Here is a 19073-nt window from a genome sequence, read left to right as displayed (position 1 = left end):
TCTCGTGTCGCCCGTAATCTATCGCGCAGCGCGAGAGATCAACCTGCGAGCAGGACTCGCTTCCGCAGTAGCTGGAAGCCGCCGGCCCTGCCGAACATCTGGCGCTTGGGCATCTTGATCCGGTTGACGTGACCTTCGACGACTCCAGAGATCCAGGACAGCGGGGCAGGTCGTCCCGTCTGACGGTATCGAGCCAGTCCGGCAGACGCTCGCCCTGGCTGCCGGTAAGCATGGCCAAACGCGAACACGCTGGTAACTACCCTTTTAGCCAGGCGGTTTGTGCCCTCGCTCGCCGCCCAGGCCGCCTCCGCGTCGACAATTGCCGAGCCATCACAGACGTAGCCATGTCGAGAACACTGCGCCAGCTCCGTCCCAGGGGCATGAGCGGCCACGACGGGCCGCGTGACGCGGGAGAAACGATGACCTACCGGATGGATCACGCCGGCGTTGTGGTCGAGGATCCAGCGGCCGCTGTCGCGTTCTTCTCGAACCGGGCCCGGAGCTGGAGGGCGAAGCAACGGTCGAGGGTGAAGGGGTGGACCAGCTCGTCGGGCTGGACGACGTCCGCGCGGACATCGCCGTCGTACGGACCCCGGACGGCGACGGCCGGGTCGACCTGTCGACGTTCCACACGCCGGTGGCCACCAGCCTCGCGCCGAGGACTCCGACGAACACCCCGGGCATCCTTCACTACCAGGCTTCCGTTCCAGAAAGGACCTTCGTCATGGCTGTCGCCGATGACCTTGACCACGCCACCGACTCGCAATGGGACTGGGTCGCTGAGCAGACTCGTGCGTATCTGGCCTCGGGTGGCACCGAGGGACACGAGTCGAACGGCGTCTATACGCTCGTGCTCGCCACGACCGGACGCAGAACCGGCATTCCGCGTCGCACGTGCCTGATCTACGGCACCGCAGGCGAGAACTTCGTCGTCGTCGCCTCCAAGGGTGGAGCCGACGACGATCCCGCGTGGTTCAAGAACCTCCAGACGAACCCGAGCGTCGGGGTGCAGGTCGGCGCCCGTTGCTTCACCGCTCGCGCCCGGGTCGCGACCCCTGCCGAACGTGAGCCCCTCTGGCTCCAGATGGCGCGCATCTTCCCCCTCTACGACGAGTACGCGCAGAAGACCGACCGCGAAATCCCGATCGTCCTGCTCACTCCGCAGGACTGACCGAGCAGTAGTCGGGCGCGTTTGCGACGACACCGCGCGAGGTGAGGTTGCCGACTGAGCCGTTGTCCGTGATCGCCACGACGGCGATGAGCGCGATCGCCAGCACGACGACGAGTGCCAGTTCGAGCCCCACCGCGCCCGTGTTGATCATGCTGACGAGGCGGGTGGAGGCCACGGCCGGCACGGTCTGGATGAGCAGCACCGCGAGGGTGATCAGACGCGCCGTGCCCTCGTCCGGCTCGAGACCGGCGAGCGGCATGAACGCCTGGCTCGCCAGTGCGTTGTCGACGGCCACTACACCGATCGCCAGGTAGCAGAAGGTCAGCCACCCGAACCACCAGCCGATCTTCGGGTTGGCCAGCCGCGAGGCCCACTGACAGGAGGACCCGCTGAGCGGAAGTTAGGCGAAATGCGGAAGGGGCCCAGCAGTGCCGGGCCCCTTACCTTTGTAGCGGGGACAGGATTTGAACCTGCGACCTCTGGGTTATGAGCCCAGCGAGCTACCGAGCTGCTCCACCCCGCGTCGGTGATGCCACCCTACACGTGATCCACGGGGTGCTGCGTCGTACGGCCGTCTCAGCCCAGCCCCGGACGGGTCCTCGACCTGCGGCTCCTTCTGCCCCTGGGTCACGTCGAAGGTGACCGGCCCTCCCCCCACCGGCTCCCGGTAGCCGTTGCCGGAGACGTTGGAGTAGTGGAGCAGGGGGCGAAAAACGTCCGGTCCGCCGCCGTCCTGGGCGATGAACCCGAGCGCCATTGCCGCCGAGAGCTACCCCCTGCCGCCGCGCGGGTGGCGATGCCCGTGGGGAGCGGGGGCCTGCCCGCTTCCCACGGGCGGTTCCAGGGCCGGCCGTTTGTTCTCAGCCCGCGTGGACGTCGTCTTCGGTGCGGGAGGCGCCCTCGGTCGCCGCCATGTCCTGCGTGCCGATGACGCGGAGCAGCTCAAGCCGAGCGGCGCCCTCGGTACCGGGCGGGGCCGTGAACCACAGGAGGCGCTGGCGGCCGTCCTCGCTGAACAGACTGTGGCAGTCCAACTCGACGACGCCCAGCGTGGCGTGCACGATGCGCTTGTGATCGGTGCGGCGCAGGCCGACGTCGTGGGTGTCCCACAGGGCAGCGAACTCCGCGCTCCGCCGCCGCAGGGCGGCCGTCATCCCCGCGACTTCGGTGTCGCGGCTCCGGCGGGCGGCGACTGCCTGCAGGTCGGCGACGAAGACCCGTGAGTGGTGCGGATGGTCCTCGGGCGGGTAGATCGCGCGGGCAGCCGGATCGGTGAACCAGCGGTACGCGAAACCGGTCGCGGGGCCACGGGGTTCCGGAGCCCGGCCGAGCAGCGCCACGGCCAGCTCGTTCTGGACGAGGGTCTCGTGCAGGTCGGTGATGACCTGGGCCGGGGTCGTCGTCAGCCGGTCCAGCAACCCGAGCAGGGCGGGCTGGACGTGCCGCGTGCTCGCGCCGTGCGCCGACGCGGGGAGCGGCCGGTCGGCGAGATGGAACAGGTGATCACGCTGATCGCCGTCCAGCCGCAGCGCCCTGGCGAGGGCGGCCAGTGTCTGGGACGAGGGCTGGGCGCCGCGTCCGCGCTCCAGCTCGGTGTAGTAGTCGGCCGACAGGCCCGCCAGTTGCGCAACCTCCTCCCGTCGCAGGCCGGGCACCCTGCGCCGGGGTCCGGTGGGCAGGCCGACGTCGGCCGGCCGGATCCGGTCACGCCGGGACCTGAGGAACGCCGCAAGCTCGGGAAGGTTCACCCGCTCATCGTCACCTGTCCGACGGCGTCCGAGCCAGGGGCTGGTGACCCCTGGGTGGGCTCAGCCCTGGCCAGAGCTGGTGACTCGGGCAGATGGTTGCCCCATCAGGGTCCGCCTCCTGCTCGTGGTGAGCAGCTCCGGTGCCCCCCTACAGAAGAGAGAGCACCATGCCATTCGCGAACTTCAAGGTCCCCGCCGGCACCCTCACCGCAGAACAGAAGGAGCAGATCATCACGCGCACCACCGACCTGTACGCCGAGATCTTCGGCGACCGCGCCCGAGCCACCACCCTCGTACTGGTCGAAGAGGTCGCCGACGCCGGTTGGGGCATCGGCGGCGGGGTCCTGACGCTTGCCAAGATCCGGCAGACACCGCAGGAGTGACGGGGCAGCCACCGCAGGCGTGACGGCCTGGCCGGTCGCAGGTTCCGCGCTGTCGCCTGCGGCCTGTCCACCGACAAGACCAATCACGTTCTACGGCTGGACAGTTAGGTCACGCTGGTACCAAGTGCCAGGCTTACCCCCGAGGTCGGCCGGGCCAGCCGGGGCGAACCCAGCCTTGGTCAGCACCTTCTGGGACGCGACGTTCTCGCGGGAGGTCCCCGCCCGCAGTGTGCGCAGCCCGTGCCGCGCCGCCGCCAGCCGGCACAGCTCCCGGACGGTCGTCGTCGCCACGCCGCGGCCCGCGACGTGCTGCGCAACCCGGTAGCCGAGCTCGGCAGTGCCGTCCTTCAAGTCGTAGAGGTTGAACCGGCCCAGAATCGAGCCGTCCTCGCCGACGAGCACGTAGAAGGCACAGATGCCCGCCTCCTGCTCAGCCAGCAAGGCGCTGTACCGGTCGGTGAACCGGTCGTAGTACTCGTCGCCGCGGTCGGAGACCGAGGCAGCGAAGTAGGCGCGGTTCGCCAGCTCGAAGGCCAGGACCGCCGGGGCATGGCCGGCATGCAGCTGTTTCAACTCGGGCACCGCCCGACCCTACCCAGAAGGTGCGCTGAAGCCATCCGAGTTTCCGCCGGCGCAGACAGCCCCAAGGTCACGGCACATGGCGATCTACGACTGGAGTACCAGGTCTCACATATATGCCTGGATATCGAGCTGCACGTTCTCGAAGTTCCCCTCAGCCAGGTCCCGGAGGTGGATCAACCAGGACGCGGCGCAGCTGAGCGGGGTATCCACGAACTCGTAGTCCGCGTGTGCCAGCAAGATGAATGCTTCGTCATCGGTGACGGGCCAGGGGGCCGGATCGTGATGTATCACGCTTGGGTAACCGCCCAGCGTGAGTTCGCCGTTCATGGTCTCGTCCAAGTAATCCAGCCGGTACGGGTGGATGAGACGCACGGTTTCCTGGTCGGCGATGTCGTTGTTGGTATCCGGCGTGAACCAGTCGAGCCGACCTCGGAGGGGGTACGACTCGAACGTGTAGGACGCGTCCTCTGCGGAAGGGACCCGCTCCGTCGTTGCCGTTCCGGCCGGGACGTACACCACCCGGCCTGCTTTCGTAGGCCCCGGGACGTAGCTCGGCTCGCTGTTGTTGGCGAAGAACAGGAGATGCCCGTCCTCCGGCAGCGGGATGTCCAGGTCGCCGACCGGAACGGCGGCACAGTCGACCGACGCGATGAAAGCCGGAAAGCCGGACCATTCGACGTCCGGGGGAAGTTGCGGATGGCCTCCGTACCGTCCGACGACAGGAGCCTCGGAGTCGTCCATCGACCGCAGCTCAAAGCGCGGACGGGCAAGCCGGAGCGCCCTGTCGAGCAGGGGCTCGGGCACGTCTCGCTTGCGAGCCGCCGCACGGTATTCGTCAACTGCGTTCATGGCCCGACAGTCTGCCTCAGCGGTCTGACACTCCCCCGCCTGTCTCTTCGGACTCTCTGGAGCGAAGGACAGACCATCGATACGTCGAACGGTGCGTCGCTCATCGACCGGGTGCGCCGGACCGTTCTTCTCCTGCGAACCGGCCGGAACAGTCCCCGACATCGTCTGCCTGTCCAAGTCCATCTGCGGGTACGGGATGCCCATGGCCCTCACGCTGATGCGTCCCGAGTACGACGTATGGCAGCCCGCCGAGCACAACGACACCTTCCGTGACTACAACCGACGTTCCGACGTTTGTCACCGCCGGCCGGGCGCTGGAGCTGCTCTGGTCCATACCCGGGCGGTCCGCTGCTGGAGACGGCCGGAACTCGCGACGAGGTGGCCGAGGTCCTGCCGCCGCTGACCGTGACGGACGAACAGCTGGAACCGGGCCTCGGCACAGTCGACGATTCCGTCGTCTCGCAGTCGGCAGGCGGGCCTTCGCGGCCTGACCGGACCCGGGCAACCACCTCTTGGATGAAGACCCTCGCGCGGTGAACCGGCCAGGGGGCCGGTGATGAACCGGCCGCGGGGCCAACGAAAGGGAGAACGGATGTCGGTCGACCTCGTCGGTTTCCTCGGCGTAGTGCTGGTGGCGTATGTGGTGCCCGGCCCGGACTTCCTCGTGGTCGTGAGGTCGGCCGCCGAGCATCCCGCCAAGGGGCGGGCCGCGGCGCTGGGCGCCCAGTCCGGACTGGGCGTGCACATGGTCGCCGCCGCGGTCGGACTTGCGCTGATCGCCGCCCGCTCACCGGCGGTCTTCGACACCATCAAGCTGCTGGGCGCGGCCTACCTCGTCTACCTGGGAGTCCGGGCCGTGCTGGCCGCACGACGGGCCGCCCGTGAGCGGGCGGCCGGGCGAGAGGCGGCCGGCGGCCCGGCGGACGGCGGCCCGGCGGACGGCGCCGACCCGCGAACTCCGGCGGCGGACGGCCCGGCCCACGGCCGGTGGCGGTCCGGCTTCACCCAGGGCTTCCTCACCAATGTGCTGAACCCCAAGGCGGCGCTGTTCTTCCTCAGCATCCTGCCGCAGTTCGTCGACGGCGGCGGCTCGACATCGCGGCAGATCTTCTTCCTCGGCACCCTGGACATCGTCATCGGCGTCGCCTACTGGTTCGCCCTGGTAGCCGTCGCCGCGCGGCTACGGGCGTTCCTCGCCCGCCCGAAGGTCCGCCACCGCTGGGAGCTGACGACCGGCTGGTTGTTCATCGCCATCGGCATCGGCGTCGCCGTGGCAGCCTGACGCACTGCCCGGGGTACCGGTCAAGGATCTCAGCAGGCCGGGGAGGGCCAGGCCAGGCATGTCGTGTCGACGCGGCATGCGGACGGGGCAGGTTCAGGTGGCGGAGCCGCGGGCCGGGGTCTGGCCGACGACGTAGATCCGGTTGCGCAGTTCCCTCTCCGCCCAGTCCAGTTCGGCTCGTAGGTCGAGCCAGACCTGGTCCTTGCGCTTGCCGGGCTGGTCGAGTCCGACGGCGACCCAGGAGAACGCGCCCTGGAGGATCTCCCGTCTGCGTCCGGGGCTGGTCACGGAGAGCGCGAAGGGCAGGGCGATGCCGGCCCGGGTGACGATCATGTTGCTCTCGTCGTCCGGTTGGGAGCGGCCTCCGGTGAGGTAGCGAGGAACGTCTAGGACCTTGATCCACTCCACGACCGCTCCGGGGACCTGTTCGTCCAGGATGCCCGCGATGGAGTCGCGCACGGCAACGGCGGGCTGTCCACCGAGCCAGTCCAGCCAGTGCTCGGAGTCCGTGAGCTTGGCGAAGTCGTCCTTGGGCGGGCCGTAGTTCGGATTCTCCACGAACTCGCCGGTCAGCTTGCCGTCCTCGCCGACCCGCCAGACGCCCTGGACGGCTTCCGCCGGGACGTAGCCGTCAGGGTCACCGATGAGGTCGGGGTCGATCACCGCAACCGAGCCGCCCGGGTTCGCGGCCGCCTCCGCGACCAGCTCGGGCGGAGGCGACTGCAGGATGCGACGCCGCTCGGCTGATATGTCTCCCACGTGAGCACCCCTTCGACTGGTTCGTACGCGGAAGGCGGCACCGCCCCGCCTGAGGCATGTTTCCATGAGCACCGCTGCCCGAAGCCTCCGGGGCAGGATCGAAGCAGGCCCGCACCGCCGGGGCTTGGGCGCCGCATGGAGCCCGCCGGGCAGCCGGTGCCGCCTTGCGGGCGTGGCCTGCTTGACCTGCCTGGCCGCCGCCTGCAAAGTCGGGATGCGGCACCGCGGCAACGCCGCCTCACTGCGCCGATCGGTCCGCCCGTCCCCAGGTGGCAGGCGGCCCCGACACCCAGGAGCGGCTGATCCGATGGTTCTCGACCTGGTGGTGATCGGTACGGCCATCAGCCTGGGGCCTTTGCACAACAGCGCCTTCATCCTGCTGCTCTCGTCACGGCGTGGCGTTCGCCAGGGTCTGGCGTTCCTGTTGTCGTGGCTGGCCAACCTGATTGCGGTGATCGCCTGTGTGGTGCTGCTGACCGGCGGTCAGCCCCCGGCCCATCACAGCGCGCCCTCGACTGCCGCGGTCGATGTGAAGCTCGCGATCGGCCTGGCACTGGTGCTGTACAGCGCATACCGGCACCGCCGACCGCCCCGCCCGCACGGCCCGCCACGCTGGACCGCCCGGATCGACAACGCCTCCCCGGTCACGGCAGCCGGCCTGGCATGGCTGTTGCAGCCCTGGGCAATGGTCGGCGCCGGCGCAGCGACCGCCGTCGACGCGAACCTCTCCACCCTTACCGACTGGCTGGCGCTGACCGGCTACTGTCTGCTGGCCACGCTCAGCCTTGTCGTCATGGAGTTGTACGTGGTCTGGGCGCCCGCGGTCGCGAACGCCCGGTTGAACGCCCTGCGGACCTGGCTGGAGCAGCACCAGGAACAGCTGATCGTCGGGCTCTCGCTGCTCCTCGGCCTGTGGCTGACGGCCCGGAGCATCGCCGAGCTCGTCGCCTGACACGACCTCCGTACGTGTCCGGGTCGGCTCCGGCCGCCGGTGGGTCAGATCTGGTTCTCGCCGCCGTCGACGTACAGGTTGGCTCCGAGGATGAAGCTGCTCTGCTCGGACGCGAGGAAGGCCACCACGGCGGCGACCTCGTCCGGGCGTCCGATCCGGCCCAGTGGGACACCTGCGGCGAACTGTGACTTGGTGAGGGTCATGTCTCCCGCGGCCACGGCGTCGAGTCCCGGAGTGTCGATGGTGCCGGGGGAGATCGCGTTGACCGGATACCGCGGTCCTTGAGCTCGTTGGCCCAGGTCCGGGCGAAGGACCGGATCGCCGCCTTCGAGGCCGCGTACGCGCCGAACGCCGCGACACCGTCATCGGCGCGCACCGGGAGTTCAGGATCACCGACGCGCCCTCGTTGAGCAGCGGCAGCGCCTTCTGAACAGTGAACAACGTGCCCCGGACGTTGACGACGAGAGTCTCCTCGAAGTGCTCCTCGGTGACCTGTTGCAGCGTCGCGAACACCGTGGCGAACGGCATCGCCGTCCAAGCCGCCGGCGGCACCACCCGCGACCGACTCCAGCAGGTGGCCGACATGGCCCTGCAGAGCTGGCCATGTCGGCCACCTGCCTGACGGCTCCGACGACCGAGGGCTCCGTCGCAGGAGCTGCGGAGCGGGAGTGGGGGCTACGGGGAAAGTGCTGGTCACAGCCGTTCGTTGGGGACTACGACCAGCACGGTTCGGAGCGGCACAGCAGCCCCGGACACAGCAGCCTCGCAGACATCAGCCGCGAGGATCTGGGCGTGCTCCCAGCACTGCGGTGGGCCGAAGCACGAGTAGGGCGTATCACTGCTCATCGAGGGCTGACTGCCGGGCAAGGAACTCCTCGAACGCCGCCTTCTGCTTCGGATCCATGAAACCTTGGCGGACAGTGCGGGCCTGCTCCTGGAGCCAGTGCGCCTCGCCGGGGTCCAGCAGCTCGGCGACCACCACGCCTCCGCGAGCGACCGCCGTGCGTCCCCCTACGCGACGGCGAAGGAGCGTGAACGCGCCGAACTCCCTCGGGTGGGCCAGTTCCGGCTCCTCCGCCTCAGCCCGGTTCCCGTTCCCGGCGTCACTCGACGGGTAGGTGGTCGGGGCCCAATGCTCCCAGAGCGCCAGCGTGGCCGCGGGCACCAGCACAGCGCACTCCGCCGCTTCGATTCCCTCCCACATGAACGTGACATTGACGGGCTCACCGACCGCCTCGGCCAGCCCGAGCACCCTCTCCATCTCGTCGTTGACCGGGTAACCCGCCACCACATCGATCTGAATGCCCATGGCGCCAGAGGCTACTGGCCGCCTCTGACATGCCGAAGACCTGGACGGCCGGCCGGCACACCACCGACGGGCCGGGCCTCTGTCGGGCACCCGGCAAGGGCCAGCACCGCGACCGATGGCATGCCGGGGCACCGCGAACCGGGCTGCGGACGCTGTCATCGGCGGGCTGTGGTCAGACGCTCTCCCGGTAGTTCATGGATACCTCCGAGGAAACCCCTGTCTTCAGGCCGGGGAGGAATCGGACTCCTGCGGCGCGGGGCAGGGAGCTGGGGTTCGCTGCCAGGGCGGATCGCAGTGCTCTGGCCCGCAGGTTTGAGCGTGACCAGCAATGGCACTAGTTTGTGAGGGTGGCCACGAAGCAGGTGAAGCGGGCGTTCAAGTACCGCTTCTGTCCGACGGATGCGCAGGCGGCTGAGCTGTCGCGCACCTTCGGGTGCGTGCGGAAGGTCTACAATCTGGCGCTCGACGCCCGTACGCGGGCGTGGGCGCGGCAGGAGCGGATCAACTACAACCAGACCTCCGCGATGCTCACCGCGTGGAAGAAGACCGAGGAACTGGCCTACCTGGGCGAGGTGTCCAGCGTTCCGCTCCAGCAGGCTTTGCGGCACCTTCAGGTGGCGTTCACGAACTTCTTCGGCAAGCAGGCGCAGTACCCACGCTTCAAGTCGAAGAAGAAGTCCCGCCGGAGCGCGGAGTACACCACCAGCGGTTTCCGCTTCCGTGAGGGCAGGCTGACCCTCGCCAAGATGGCGGAGCCGCTGCGCATCGTGTGGTCGCGGCCGCTTCCCGAGGGCGCCACGCCGTCCACAGTGACCGTGTCCCAGGACGCGGCGGGACGCTGGTTTGTGTCGCTGCTCTGCGACGACACCATCCTCCCGGCCCCGGCCACCATGAACGCGGTCGGTGTCGACGCGGGGATCACGTCCCTGCTGACGCTCTCCACCGGAGAGAAGATCACCAACCCCCGGCATGAGCGCAAGGACCGCACCCGGCTGGCCAGGGCCCAGCGGGAACTGTCCCGCAAGGCCAGGGGTGACGGGGCCAACCGGGCCAAGGCGCGCCTGAAGGTTGCCCGCGTACATGCCCGGATCGCCGACCGGCGCCGGGACTTCCTGCACAAGCTGACCACTCGGCTCGTCCGTGAGAACCAAACGGTCGTGATCGAGGACCTCACCGTCCGCAACATGGTGAGAAACCACCGGCTCGCGCGTGCGGTCTCCGACGCCTCGTGGAGAGAGCTGCGGACGATGCTGGAGTACAAGAGCGCCTGGTACGGGCGGGAACTCGTGGTCGTCGACCGCTTCTTCCCCAGCTCGAAACTGTGCGGTGCCTGCGGCACGATCCGGGCGAAGCTGCCGCTGAACGTCCGTACCTGGACGTGCGCGTGCGGTGCGGTCCATGACCGGGACGTGAACGCGGCGAACAATCTTCTGGCCGCCGGGCTGGCGGTGTCTGTCTGGGGAGCTGGTGTAAGACCTCAACGGGAGTCCTCCCGGACGGGGCAGTCGGCGATGAAGCAGAAACCCCCACGGCGCGAGCCGTAGGAATCCCCCTCCTTCAGGAGGGGGAGGAAGTCAAGAACCAGTGGGTGTCGAAGTAGCGAGCCATCGTGAACGGGTGGTGCGGGTCGAGGAGGATGCGGCAGACGAACTCCGCGGCCGAGCAGTCGAAGGGAACGACCTCGCCGTCGAAGGTCTGGACCGCCACGTGCCAGCCGTCGGGGTCGCCGTCGTCCGTCCGCCAGCAGTACAGGTCCTCGTGCTCGGTGCCCGCCCAGACGAGCAGGCCGTCCTCCCTGAGGTCGGTCCACGGCTCCTGGTTCAGCGCGAGGTATGCGTCGAAGGCGCCCTCCCCGAACGTCTCCACCATGCGTTTGTAGTCGCCGGGAAGACGCGTGCCCAGGCGCGCTTCGATCTGTGCCCAGTCGACGTCCGGCCGCCGAGGGGACAGGGTCCAGCCGGTGATGGCGACGAGCCGCTCGACCCAGTCCTCGTCCCCGCCGCCGGGCATCCCCACGAGTGCCTCCGTCCGCGGCGCCTGCGTCCGCCGCGGGGCGGTCGCCAGCACCGGCCGGACGACGCCTTCCGCGTCCCGCGCGGTCCCGGCGCCGATCCACTGATCCCCGTACGCCCAGGCCCGTATCGTCACGCCTCGGCCTTCGAGGAGGTCGAGGAGGGCCGCGCCGCAGGAATCGTCCACGGTCGGGTCCGTGAAGCCGTCCAGGACGAGGGTGCGTGGAGCCCCGTGACGGTCGGCCAGCGACTCGACGAGCGTATGCGGGTCGCTGTCCGGAGGCAGGTACAAGGATCCGCTTGGGGCGGTGAGCCGGGCCAGCAGGTCGTTGAGCATCGATTGGGTGAGCACCATGACGGACAGTGAAGCGCGCGGCACTGACAAGGGGCGCACCGGGCCCGGCCCACCGCCTCCCCGGCCCGCTCCGGCTTCCCGCCGGCCCCACTCGCGGCCGACCCCGCCCGCCGCCGACCCGCAGTGGTGACGGCCCGGTCCCACCCGGTCCCACCGATTCAGGAAGGCCGGCGGATTTCGTTGCCGGGCGACGTGCGGGCGAACCAGGCCCGGGTCTCGTCCGCGGTCAGGACGCGGGTCAGTTCGGCCGTGCCGGGAAGGTGCGGGAAGAACCGGTCGGCGTTCCAACTGCGCTGGTATGTCGGATCGTCGAGCACCAGCAGACGGCGTCCCTCCACCACGGGGATGTCGTCGGGCAGCCCCTCGTTCCATATCCGCTCGCCGTCCGGGGCGAGAAGTTCGAAGGCGCCGGTCGCGGTGGTCCGGGTGCGCCCCTGGGCGGGCTCGGGGTCCGTGGCCAGGCGGACGCTCTCCGCCGAAGGCGCGGTGCCGGGCACATGGCCACCGCCGACGAGGACGTGGGCAAGCAGTGTGTGCAACTGGAAGTTGTCCCCGATGCCGCCGATGCGTACCTCGAACCCGGTCCCAGTGGGCCTGTGCAGCACCACAAGGGGCTCGTCGTCCAGAACCGCCAGCGCGTAGGCCAGGCACTTGAGGTCGTGCCGCTCCAGGGCCGCCAGGTCGCGGCAGGCGGGGAGGATCGCGGAGGCGTGCCCGCGGCGCACGTCGGCGCTGCGGCACAGCACGGCCAGCGCGGGCGGCTGCCACTCCTCGACCGAGCACCAGGCCAGCGCCAGCCGCGTGGCCTCGTACACGTCGCCGCCGAGGCGGGCCGGCAACGCGTCATCGATGATCTCCTCGTCCGGCTCCGGCAGTTCGTCCTCGGCCGCGCCGGTGGCGGTCCAGCGGCGGGCGAACTCCAGGGCGTCGAGCAGGTCCTGCCGGACACCGCCGAGGATCGGCTCGGCGCAGGCCACCGGATCGGCCCCGCGCTCGACGCAGAACCCGGCCGCCATCGCCAGCATCGGCCGCGGGCCGGTGGGCGGGAAGGCAGGGAGCAGCGCAGCCAACCGGGGTCCTGCCAGGCGGCGTTCGGCGTCCGACGCCGACTGCACACGGTTCATCACGGCGGTGAAGGCGGACCCGGTGCGGTCGCCGTCGCGAGCGGCCACCGCCCCCTCCAGCTCGGTCACGATGGCGGCGAAGCCCCTAGCCTCCCGCCTTCTCTTGAAGATCACCAGCACACCTTAGGCCCGAGGTCGGTACGCCGTCACCGGACCAGGGCCTCCTGAACACCCGCCCGTGGAACTGGGGACGGCCCCTCGGCCCAGCCGCACAGCCACGCGTCCCGTGCGCGCAGGACCCCGCCGACGGTCAGTGGTCCTGGGCGAACTCGGGCGGCTTGTCAGGAGACCGGCGTCGGGGTGTCTGGCGGGGTGACGTCGGCGCGGCGCTCCTGGAAGCTCTGGTCGGCGACGGGCGTCGGTCTGGCCGTGGACCGGAACTCCGGCAGGGTGGCGGAACCACGGCGGTGGCGGCCGCAGCGCGGACGACCGTCGAGCTGCCCGCCGAGGGTTTCCGTGGTCGTCAACCCCGACGATCGTCAGGGGCCGCTGTTGCCGTTCGGCTCGGGTTCCCGGCTGACCCCGCTTCTACGTTCAGGCCTCATGGAACAGGAACCACGAGAGAAGATCAGAGCCGGTCGGCTGCTCGGTGCCACGGGCGCCCTGGGTGTGGGGGCCGGAGCGGTCGTCTGGCTCTCCCCGGGTGGGCTGGGCGAAGCCGATGCCGTCCAGGTCACCGGAGGAACGTCCGCGTCCGTGTACCGGTCGGTGACCCGGACGGTGGCAGGTGCGCCGTCGTGGCTGGGCTCGCTCCTGGAAGCGGCCACCGCCGGCACCCTGGTGGTTCTCGCCTTGATGCTGGCCTGGACGTGGTGGACAGCAGTCCGACGCAAAGACCTGCGAGGGGTCGTCGAGTCCGTGCTGACCGGTCTAGGCACCGTCGCGGCCTACGCGGTGAGCGAAGCGGTGAAGCTGGTCGTGGACGAGGAGCGACCCTGCCGCGCGGTGCGCACGGGGGCCGACCTCGTCGCGGAGTGCCCCGGCGCGGGAGACTGGTCCTTCCCGAGCAACCACGCCACCCTCGCCGCCGGGATGGCCGTCGGCCTGGCCGTGCTGCGGCCGCGTCTTGCCGCAGCTACGCTGCCGCTGGCCGGGGCCGCCGCGCTGCTGCGCGTGTCGACGGGCGTCCACTACCCGCACGACGTGCTCGCCGGCGCGATCCTCGGCGCCACGGTGGTGGTGGCCGTACTGCTCACGTTCTCGCCGCCGGCTCAGTGGGCGGCATCACGGCTGGGAGGGCGGAGGAACGATCCCGGCCTCGTGGGCGACGACCGCGGCAGCGGCCCGGTTGTCCACGCCCAGCCTCGCCAGGATGGAACTCACATGGGCCTTCACCGTCCCCTCCACCACATGCAACCGCCGGGCGATCTGCCCGTTGGACAGCCCCCTGCCGAGGAAGGCCAGTACCTCCCGTTCCCGGGTGGTCAGGGAGTCGACTCGGGCGCGGGCGGCTGAGCGCCGACCGGCCAGAGCGCCCGCGCCCGTAGCGGCAAGATGCGCGACGACCCGGGCCGCGACCTTCGGTGACAGGTAGGCGGCGCCGTCGGCCACCGCCCGGACGCCGGTGACCAGTTCCTCGGGTTCGCCCGACTTGATCAGGAAGCCGGCCGCGCCACCACCGAGTGCCCGCAGGATGTAGTCGTCCTCGCCGAACGTCGTCAGCATGACGACGCCCGTGCCGGGCGCGGTGCCGTGGATCTCCGCTGCCGCGTCGATACCGTTCATCCCCGGCATACGGATGTCCAGCACAGCCACCGCAGGGCGGTGACGCCGGACCAGTTCCACGGCCTCGCGCCCGTCACCGGCCTCGGCGACGACCTCGATGCCCGGATCCGAGGCGAGAACGGCGCGTACTCCCGCCCGGATCATCGGCTCGTCGTCGGCGATCAGCACCCGGATCATCGGACCCTCACGGGGTGAGCATGTCCCGGGACACCGGCCTTCACGGGGTGAGCGTGTCCCGGGACACCAGGGTGCCGTCCCGGAAGCAGAGCCGGTACGCGTCGCCGGACCGGTCGTCGAACCGGTCGGCCGTTATCGCGTAGTACTCGCACGTTGTGCCGTCTCCTGTCGGCTCGGGCGTCAGCGGTCGGTGGTTCGTCTGCCGGTCCGGCAGGAATCGCTCCACCTCAGAACGATCTTGCCCCACTCGCAGGCGGGTGTAGTCACCAGGTTCCAGCACCGATCGAGACGCCGACAGCATCTCCCACCCCATGAGCGCTCCGCTCAGCGCCGCCCCCGTCACCAGGGGCACCATGACCGCGGCCACCAGGGCCCGGCCGACGCGGCGCCGAGCACGGCGGTGTTCCTGCGGCACCTCGTTGCCGGCCGGGGCGACCGCGGGCGCGAGGAGCCGTGACGGCGGTGCCGGGGGCGCGTGCGGGATCCGTGCGGCGACCGCAAAGCCCCCGTCGCGCGGACCGTGGTCGAAAGAACCGCCGGCCAGCCGCACCCGTTCCTCGAGACCGATGAGGCCATGCCCCCCGCTCCGGGGCCGGGGCTGCAGGTTGACCTCGGACGGTGGCGGGCCGTTCGCCACGAGGACTTCCGACTCCGTTGCCACATGCCTCACTTGGACGGTCGCCGTCGCTCCGGGCGCGTGCTTGGCAATGTTGGTCAGCGCTTCCTGTACGACCCGATGCACCGCCCGCTCGACCACCGGTGGCAGGTCGTCCGCCTTGCCTTCGGCGCGGAACTCCACGGCGAGTCCGGCCGCGGAGGCCTCCGCGATCAGGCCCGCGAGACTGGCGCCGTCAGGGTCCGTCGGCGCCTCACCGAGCTCCTCACGCAGGACACCGATCACCTCGCCGAGACGCTCCACCGCGGCCGCCGCCTTGGCCCTGATGTCACCTGCGGCCCTTCGATGAGGTTCTGCGAGGTCCGGTGCGAGCTTCAGGGCACCGGCCGACAGGGCGATCAGGCTGAGGTCATGGCCCAGTACGTCATGCATGTCCTGGGCGATACGCGCCCGCTCGCGAAGCCTGGCCTGCTCCGCGATCAGCTGCTGCTCGCGTTGCAGTTGCCCGGCGCGCTCCCAACCGGCCCGTACGAGCTGCTGGTAGTGGCACCAGAACCGGCCCGCGAACCAGGGCAGCATCGTGGCGACCACCACAACTGCCACAAACCGGCCGGCCAACGGCAGCCAGGCAGGCACCACGGACAAGGCCACCACACCGGCCGAGAGAAGCCCGACCAGAGCGAGCACGGTCGGCGCCATCCGTCCGGGCCGCCGTCCGGCCAGGAACGCGGCGACGACAGTCGGGACAACCCACCAGAGGTTCACCATGCTCAGGCCGGCGGCCGTCAGCGCGCCCGCTGCCAGAAGACCTCCTGGACAAGAAGTCTGCCGGCGATCAGGTGTCTGCCGGCGATCAGCCGTTCCGGCCGCAGTCGCAGTCGGAGCCGGATCCGGAGTCCCATTGTCGATCACCATGCTGTCCACGGAAAGGACGGTACGGACATCAGGAGCCGTCCGACACTGCCGAAAGTCCAATCTGCGTCGGTGACCGGCGCCCGGAAGACCGTGATGCAGACGGCCCTCGGTCATCCCGTCGGCTCAGGCACGGAGTAGTGGAGCGGAGCCGAGCCCGGGCCGCTCTACCTGCCCTTGATCCGGGTTTCCTCCGGGTGGCTGCGTGGGGCCGGTGTCGCGGTCCGGGGTTCCTGCGCGTCCGAGCTTGGTTCCTCGCCGGCGGCCGGTCGCAGGCATTCGATGAGGTAGTCGCCGGTGTCAGGGGCGAGGGTCACGCCATGGGTCTCGCTGCGGAACCCGGGAAAGCGGCGGTCGAAGGATTCCAGGGCGGAGAGGTAACGCAGCAGCGGGCTATCAGCGCCTGATCCGCGGCGGCACCCACCGCCTACGGTTGACGGAGGCGCCGGGCCAGGTGGCCGCCGCCATGGTCACCGTCACTCCGCCCGGCATTCCCGTCCTGATGCCCGGCGAGAGCATCGGCGCCCCCCGACGGCGGACTCCGATTCCGGCTCCGGCTCCGGTGACCGGCGCGGAGCTATCGGCAGACGTGCCGGTGATCGACACGAGTCGGCGTTCGAGGCGGGCCTCGCCCTCATCCTGAACGGCCTGGTGCACCGTACCGGGGTGTAGGGCCGTTGTCGGCACCCGCGGCACCGGGCACATCCTCGACGTGCTCGCCGTCCTGCACGCCGACCCTCTCGCCCTGCGCATCCACGACGGCGCGTTCTCACTGATGGACCTCACCGCCCGCCACGTGCGGTCAGCCGGGCGTGCACTGCGAGGCCGGTGTGCCTGCCGTGCCGCTCGCGGTGAAGCCGAACGAGGTGGTGGCGCCCGGGAGCACGGAGCCGTTGAAGGCGGCGTTGCGCACGGTGGCCCGGTCCTGGGCGGTGGTCAGCAAGCCGTTCCACAGGCTGGAGACGGTCGAGCCCGCCGGATCCCAGGCCACCGACCAGCCAGTCAGCGCGGCGGAGCCGGTGTTCTTGACCGTGACCTCCGCCTGGTAACCGCCCTGCCAGGAGGAAACGGTACGGAACTGCGCGGTGCACGCGCCGTGCGTCGGGGTCGGCGTCGGGTCCGGGTCCGGAGCTGTGGCGTCGTACGTCAGCCCGTACCCGTACGGGAAGAGGGCGGTCTTGCCGTCGCCCTTGTTGATGGGCTGCTGCGAGACGCTCTTCATCCAGGTCACCGGCAGCTTGCCGGTGGGGGCGTAGTCGCCGAACAGGACGTCGGAGACTCCGGCTCCCTCGGTGCCGGGCAGCCAGGAGGCGAGCAGCGCCTTCCAGTCGGGCAACTGGGCGGAGATGTCGAGAGGCCGGCCGGAGACCAGCACCACCACGACCGGCACCCCGCTCGCCTTCAGCCGAGCGAGGGTCTGCAGATCCTCCTGGTCCAGCGTCATGCCGTTCGGCCGGTCGCCCTTGCCTTCGGCGTACGGCGCCTCGCCGACGACGGCGACAGCGGCGCCGTAGCTCGCGTCGATGCCGTTGCCATAGCGGTCGTAGGTGACCCGGGACGCGTCGGTGGCAGCGGCGCGGATGCCCCGCAGGACGGTGGTGCCGTCGGTGACGGGGCCGCTGCCGCCCTGCCAGCCCACGGTCCAGCCCCCGCTCTGGTTGCCGATGTCGTCGGCGGACTTGCCGGCGACGAAGAGCTTCGCGGACTTGGCCAGCGGCAGGATCCCGCCCTCGTTCTTCACCAGCACCTGGGACTCGCGGACCGCCTGCCGGGCCAGGTCCCGGTGGGTGACCGAGCCGACCGTGGCGGTGTACGACCGGTCGGTGAACGGCCTTTCGAACAGCCCGAGTTGGAACTTCTTCGTCAGGACGCGGCGGTTCGCGTCGTCGATCCGGGACTGCGGGACGCGGCCCGCGGTGACCTCGCCGCGCAGCAGGGTGAGGAACTTCCTGTAGTCGTGCGGCACCATCACCATGTCGACGCCCGCGTTGACGGCGGTGCTGATCTCGGCACCGGTGAACCCGCTCTGCCCGTCCAGTTGGTCGACGGCTGCCCAGTCGGAGACGACGAACCCGGTGAATCCCAGCTCACCCTTGAGGACATCGGTCACCAGGTACCTGTTCGCATGGGACCTGACGCCGTTCCAGCTGCTGTACGACAGCATCACCGACCCCACACCACGGCGCACGGCCTCCTTGAACGGCGGCAGGTGGATCGCCCGCAGCTCGGCCTCGGACAGCTCGGTGTTGCCCTGGTCCACGCCGCCGGTGGTGCCACCGTCGCCGAGGTAGTGCTTGGCGGTGGCGAGCACGGAGGCGGGGCCGGCGCCCAGGGTGTCACCCTGGAGTCCGCTGACGAACGTCGTCATGACGGAGGGCAGTTCCGCTGTCTCGCCGTACGACTCGTACGTACGGCCCCAGCGATCGTTGCGGGCCACGCACAGGCAGGGGGCGAAGTCCCAGTCGATGCCGGTGCCGGACATCTCCTCGGCGACCGCCCGTCCGACGCGCTGGACGAGGGCGGGGTCACGGGTCGCGCCCAGTCCGATGTTGTGCGGGAAGAGAGTGGCGCCGCGCACCGCGTTGTGGCCGTGCACGGCGTCGATCCCGTAGATCATCGGAATGCCGAGCGAGGTGGTCAGAGCGGTGCGCTGAATGCTGTCGTACGTGTCGGCCCAGGTCTGCGCGTTGTTGGGGCTGACCGTGGAGTCACCTCCGGACAGCACGGACCCGATGCGGTAGGTGGCGAGGTCGGACCGCGGGACGAGGGCGTCCTTCTCGATCTGCGTCATCTGGCCGAGCTTGTCGTCCAGCGTCATGCGCGACATGAGGTCGTCGACGCGGTCGGCGACCGGTAAGGAGGCGTCCTGGTAGGAAAGGCCGGCGACGGCGGCGCGGGGTGCGGGTTCCGGAACGGCGGCGGCCGGTCCGACGAGGGTCAGGGCGGCGACGCACAGAGCCAGAGCGGCCGTCACCGGGCCGCGACGGCCGGTCAGAAGGCGCATGGGTGGGGCCTTTCCGGTGGGGGCGGGGAGGGTGGGGGCCGGCGCAGTGCGTGGCCGGGCCCGCCCGCTCCACGGCGAGGGCGGGTGGACGGGCGGGTCCCGGAATGAGCGGA

The 19073-nt window shown here is 70.2% G+C and carries 18 protein-coding genes, 1 tRNA gene and 4 pseudogenes; 7 read left to right on the top strand and 16 right to left on the bottom strand.

Annotated features, from left to right (window positions below; translation table 11 throughout):
- The first annotated feature begins 535 nt into the window (after positions 1 to 535).
- Entirely contained in the window at positions 536 to 1171 is a 636-nt protein-coding gene (locus tag ACFVYS_RS25770; RefSeq protein ID WP_389505609.1) for a nitroreductase/quinone reductase family protein, read from the top strand.
- Here the strand turns inward: ACFVYS_RS25770 and ACFVYS_RS25765 are convergent.
- From ACFVYS_RS25765 to ACFVYS_RS25750, 4 genes and pseudogenes are all read right to left on the bottom strand, one after another.
- Positions 1155 to 1556: pseudogene (locus ACFVYS_RS25765) on the bottom strand (amino acid permease); the annotation flags it as partial. The gene ACFVYS_RS25770 and the pseudogene ACFVYS_RS25765 sit on opposite strands and share 17 nt — an antisense overlap.
- Positions 1557 to 1620: 64 nt before the next feature.
- A tRNA-Met gene (locus ACFVYS_RS25760) sits at positions 1621 to 1694 on the bottom strand.
- 72 nt (positions 1695 to 1766) lie between these two features.
- Positions 1767 to 1928, bottom strand: a pseudogene (locus ACFVYS_RS25755) (cold-shock protein); the annotation flags it as partial.
- Between the two features lie 103 nt (positions 1929 to 2031).
- Positions 2032 to 2919 carry a helix-turn-helix domain-containing protein gene (locus ACFVYS_RS25750; RefSeq protein WP_389505608.1) on the bottom strand — a complete coding sequence of 296 codons (888 nt, stop codon included), beginning with the start codon at positions 2917 to 2919 and terminating at the stop codon, positions 2032 to 2034.
- 167 nt (positions 2920 to 3086) lie between these two features.
- On the opposite strand from ACFVYS_RS25750, the gene ACFVYS_RS25745 reads away from it, so the two are divergent.
- On the top strand, positions 3087 to 3302 hold the full coding sequence (locus ACFVYS_RS25745; protein WP_389505607.1) for a tautomerase family protein: 216 nt from the start codon (positions 3087 to 3089) through the stop codon (positions 3300 to 3302).
- 90 nt (positions 3303 to 3392) lie between these two features.
- Here the strand turns inward: ACFVYS_RS25745 and ACFVYS_RS25740 are convergent, their stop codons facing one another.
- Both ACFVYS_RS25740 and ACFVYS_RS25735 read right to left on the bottom strand, forming a co-directional pair.
- Positions 3393 to 3884 (bottom strand): GNAT family N-acetyltransferase, encoded by a 492-nt coding sequence (locus ACFVYS_RS25740; protein ID WP_389505606.1) that lies wholly within the window; start codon positions 3882 to 3884, stop codon positions 3393 to 3395.
- A 105-nt stretch (positions 3885 to 3989) separates the two neighbouring features.
- Positions 3990 to 4733 (bottom strand): DUF1963 domain-containing protein, encoded by a 744-nt coding sequence (locus ACFVYS_RS25735; protein WP_389505605.1) that lies wholly within the window; start codon positions 4731 to 4733, stop codon positions 3990 to 3992.
- Positions 4734 to 5325: 592 nt separating this feature from the next.
- Here ACFVYS_RS25735 and ACFVYS_RS25730 point away from each other — a divergent pair.
- Positions 5326 to 6015 (top strand): LysE family translocator, encoded by a 690-nt coding sequence (locus ACFVYS_RS25730; protein WP_389505604.1) that lies wholly within the window; start codon positions 5326 to 5328, stop codon positions 6013 to 6015.
- Positions 6016 to 6108: 93 nt separating this feature from the next.
- On the opposite strand, the gene ACFVYS_RS25725 is transcribed toward ACFVYS_RS25730, so the two are convergent.
- Positions 6109 to 6774, bottom strand: a complete 666-nt coding sequence (locus tag ACFVYS_RS25725; protein ID WP_389505602.1) for a hypothetical protein — start codon at positions 6772 to 6774, stop codon at positions 6109 to 6111.
- A 307-nt stretch (positions 6775 to 7081) separates the two neighbouring features.
- Between ACFVYS_RS25725 and ACFVYS_RS25720 the strand changes: the two genes are divergently transcribed.
- Positions 7082 to 7726, top strand: coding sequence for a GAP family protein (locus tag ACFVYS_RS25720; RefSeq protein ID WP_389505600.1), 645 nt, complete (start codon positions 7082 to 7084; stop codon positions 7724 to 7726).
- Between the two features lie 44 nt (positions 7727 to 7770).
- On the opposite strand, the pseudogene ACFVYS_RS25715 reads toward ACFVYS_RS25720, so the two are convergent.
- Both ACFVYS_RS25715 and ACFVYS_RS25710 read right to left on the bottom strand, forming a co-directional pair.
- Positions 7771 to 8236, bottom strand: a pseudogene (locus ACFVYS_RS25715) (SDR family NAD(P)-dependent oxidoreductase); the annotation flags it as partial.
- Between the two features lie 325 nt (positions 8237 to 8561).
- Complete coding sequence (locus ACFVYS_RS25710) at positions 8562 to 9035, bottom strand: hypothetical protein (protein ID WP_389505598.1); 474 nt, start codon at positions 9033 to 9035, stop codon at positions 8562 to 8564.
- 341 nt (positions 9036 to 9376) lie between these two features.
- Here ACFVYS_RS25710 and ACFVYS_RS25705 point away from each other — a divergent pair, with 341 nt between their 5' ends.
- The gene (locus ACFVYS_RS25705) at positions 9377 to 10579 is read left to right on the top strand and encodes an RNA-guided endonuclease InsQ/TnpB family protein (protein ID WP_389505596.1); all 1203 of its coding nucleotides are present in this window, start codon (positions 9377 to 9379) and stop codon (positions 10577 to 10579) included.
- A gap of 13 nt (positions 10580 to 10592) precedes the next feature.
- Here the strand turns inward: ACFVYS_RS25705 and ACFVYS_RS25700 are convergent, their stop codons facing one another.
- The 3 genes from ACFVYS_RS25700 to ACFVYS_RS25690 all read right to left on the bottom strand — a co-directional run bounded on the left by ACFVYS_RS25700 (position 10593) and on the right by ACFVYS_RS25690 (position 12993).
- Complete coding sequence (locus tag ACFVYS_RS25700) at positions 10593 to 11402, bottom strand: hypothetical protein (protein WP_389505594.1); 810 nt, start codon at positions 11400 to 11402, stop codon at positions 10593 to 10595.
- Positions 11403 to 11560: 158 nt separating this feature from the next.
- On the bottom strand, positions 11561 to 12640 hold the full coding sequence (locus ACFVYS_RS25695) for a hypothetical protein (RefSeq protein WP_389505593.1): 1080 nt from the start codon (positions 12638 to 12640) through the stop codon (positions 11561 to 11563).
- A gap of 167 nt (positions 12641 to 12807) precedes the next feature.
- Entirely contained in the window at positions 12808 to 12993 is a 186-nt protein-coding gene (locus ACFVYS_RS25690; RefSeq protein ID WP_389505591.1) for a hypothetical protein, read from the bottom strand.
- Between the two features lie 76 nt (positions 12994 to 13069).
- Here ACFVYS_RS25690 and ACFVYS_RS25685 point away from each other — a divergent pair.
- Positions 13070 to 13711, top strand: a pseudogene (locus tag ACFVYS_RS25685) (phosphatase PAP2 family protein); the annotation flags it as partial.
- 39 nt (positions 13712 to 13750) lie between these two features.
- Here the strand turns inward: ACFVYS_RS25685 and ACFVYS_RS25680 are convergent.
- The 3 genes from ACFVYS_RS25680 to ACFVYS_RS25670 form a co-directional block, all read right to left on the bottom strand.
- A complete protein-coding gene (locus ACFVYS_RS25680; RefSeq protein ID WP_389505589.1) occupies positions 13751 to 14428 on the bottom strand; it encodes a response regulator in 678 nt (225 codons plus the stop codon).
- A gap of 40 nt (positions 14429 to 14468) precedes the next feature.
- Positions 14469 to 15959 carry a sensor histidine kinase gene (locus ACFVYS_RS25675; RefSeq protein ID WP_389505693.1) on the bottom strand — a complete coding sequence of 497 codons (1491 nt, stop codon included), beginning with the start codon at positions 15957 to 15959 and terminating at the stop codon, positions 14469 to 14471.
- Positions 15960 to 16123: 164 nt separating this feature from the next.
- Positions 16124 to 16324: a hypothetical protein gene (locus tag ACFVYS_RS25670; protein WP_389505691.1), complete on the bottom strand. Its 201-nt coding sequence runs from the start codon at positions 16322 to 16324 to the stop codon at positions 16124 to 16126.
- A gap of 65 nt (positions 16325 to 16389) precedes the next feature.
- Here ACFVYS_RS25670 and ACFVYS_RS25665 point away from each other — a divergent pair, with 65 nt between their 5' ends.
- Positions 16390 to 16599, top strand: coding sequence for a hypothetical protein (locus ACFVYS_RS25665; protein ID WP_389505587.1), 210 nt, complete (start codon positions 16390 to 16392; stop codon positions 16597 to 16599).
- A gap of 159 nt (positions 16600 to 16758) precedes the next feature.
- Here ACFVYS_RS25665 and ACFVYS_RS25660 read toward each other — a convergent pair whose 3' ends face one another.
- Entirely contained in the window at positions 16759 to 18960 is a 2202-nt protein-coding gene (locus ACFVYS_RS25660; protein ID WP_389505585.1) for a glycoside hydrolase family 3 N-terminal domain-containing protein, read from the bottom strand.
- Between the last annotated feature and the right edge of the window lie 113 nt (positions 18961 to 19073).

The organism is Streptomyces sp. NPDC058295, assembly GCF_042880655.1.
GTDB classification, from domain to species: domain Bacteria; phylum Actinomycetota; class Actinomycetes; order Streptomycetales; family Streptomycetaceae; genus Streptomyces; species Streptomyces coriariae.
Note: the sequence above shows the minus strand (reverse complement) of the source record. Positions and strands in the feature narration are given on the sequence as shown.